Origin of the sequence: Bradyrhizobium oropedii (assembly GCF_020889685.1) — a bacterium.
GTDB lineage: Bacteria > Pseudomonadota > Alphaproteobacteria > Rhizobiales > Xanthobacteraceae > Bradyrhizobium > Bradyrhizobium oropedii.
Map to the genome: position 1 here is coordinate 1 of NZ_JACMYO010000396.1, position 1,967 is coordinate 1,967.

Consider the following 1,967-nt stretch of genomic DNA (forward strand, 5'->3'; position numbering starts at 1 on the left):
CCGGCGCGGCTTCCGCCGGCTGATCGGCGGCCGCCGTCTGCGCGACAGGTGGGCCCGCCGGGTCGGGAGCGGCAGTCGTCTTGCCTGGCAGCAGCGACGTCAGAGCCTCAACCTGGGGCACGTACTCCGCCACCACCTGCTTGACGCGATGTCCGTAGTGCTGCCACGCCGCGGTGCCCATGGCGCCGGCGATCGCGAACACGAACCAGAAGGCGCGGATCGCCCATTTGTTGGTCGGGCGCGGCCCGCGCTCCAGTCTGATGTCGTCCAGTCTGCCGTCATGGCTTGCGGTGCTGTACTCCAGCGCGGCCGGTGGCACCGGCGTCGCCGGCTGTATCGGCGTGACCGGCGGCACCGAGGTGACCGCAGCGGCGGACGCGACCGGTGGCGCGGCGGAGGGTGCGAGGCTCGGGCCGAACCAGGGCTCGCGCTGCCCAGGCGCTCCCTTGCCGGCAGCCACCGGCGTGGCGGCGGCGTTGTCGTTGCGGGTTGCAGCGAAGCTCGGTTCGATCGCGAAAATATCGTGCGGATCAGCGTCTTTAAGTGTCGATTGCATTGGCGGTCCCCGTTTCAGTCCAAGGTCAACCGCAAATGGCGGCCGGCGAATCCTCGCTCTGCTTCGACCCCTAGCCCGGGCCCCACGACTCCAGTCCGGTTTGACCAAAGCAAGGCGAGAGGGTGGAGAGGTTGGGGAGTTTCGGGAACCGAAACCGGCGGCCGAGGCTCCGGCATCCATGTCCACACGCGGACGGCACCGGACTGTATTCCCAGGCGAAGCGCCTGGGTTGTGTGGCGTATCCACCACACCCGAGGGGAAATCGCGCTGCGTGAGGCGCGTCTGACCGCGCTCCGCCACCGTTCCGCCCTGATTGGATTCGGCTCATTGGGCATTGGATTTTCGGCTTGGGCTGGGGCGCGAGTTGGGGATGCAACATGTCACGCGACGATGCAGTCATTTCGTACGTCGACGTCGAACGCAGTGCGCGCGGTGCTGCGCCCGCGGTCCTGTTTGTTCAGGCGCGCAAGCCGCTCCGGCTGTTCGCCATCATGATCGGAGCAGCATCGCTCGCGGCCTGCGCGCAGTCCTCCGTTGTCAGCCAGCGCTCCCAGGCGCTCGCGAGCCGGCCTGCATCGGCAGAGCCGACACGCGCAGCGTCATCGGCCACGCGCACACGTGTCGCCACAGCGCACAGGCACACGCCGTACGCCTCGCGCAAAAGCGGAGACACCAAGATTGCATCGCAGGGGGTCGCGAGCTTCTATAGCGACCAACAGCAGACCGCGAGCGGCGAGAAGTTCGACGGGCGCGAACTCACTGCCGCGCATCCGACATTGCCGTTCGGCACCAGGCTGCGCGTCACCGACGTCAAGAGCGGCCGTTCGGTCACGGTGCGCGTCAATGACCGCGGACCGTACGTTCCCGGACGCATCGTCGACGTCTCGTATTCTGCCGCGCAGTCGCTCGGCATGATCGGCAAGGGCGTCGCGAATGTCAGGCTCGACGTCGTGCAGTGAGCCGCGTCGCTCGAGCGAGGTCGGGATTTTTGCCGGCCGGATCGGGAAAAAGTCCCGGTGTTGTGCGCGCTTTAATCCCGTTGTCCGAGCCAGCGGTCCGAATAGAATTGATGCCGCTACTTCCCGCGCTCTCGTTTTCCAGGCGCGTGGATTTCTACCCAATGAACCTTCCCCGCCTTGGAGTCCCACCGAGGCGGGTTTTTTCTTTCAGGCATGCGCGCGCGTGCGTTGACACGAGGGGCCGGAGCCATAACCTCCGTTCTGCTTCCGGAGGTCGGCCCATGCCAAACAACAACAATCAAGAAACTGACGGCTTCGCATCGAGTCGGCCGTCTCGGCGCAGGGCGCTGCAGCTGTTCCTCGGCGGCGCGGCCGTCGTGCTGGCGCCGGAGGGACGCTTCGGCGCAATGACGACGGCGCAGGCTGAGACCGCGTTCGCGGATGGGCTGTCG

Annotated in this window: 1 protein-coding gene and 1 pseudogene; one reads left to right on the forward strand and one right to left on the reverse strand. The window is 66.9% G+C overall.

The window, feature by feature from the left end; translation table 11 throughout:
- A pseudogene (locus H8A95_RS42780) lies at positions 1–556 on the reverse strand (hypothetical protein); the annotation flags it as partial.
- 377 nt (positions 557–933) lie between these two features.
- Here H8A95_RS42780 and H8A95_RS42785 point away from each other — a divergent pair.
- A complete protein-coding gene (locus H8A95_RS42785) occupies positions 934–1,515 on the forward strand; it encodes a septal ring lytic transglycosylase RlpA family protein (RefSeq protein WP_229188418.1) in 582 nt (193 codons plus the stop codon).
- Positions 1,516–1,967 lie beyond the last annotated feature (452 nt).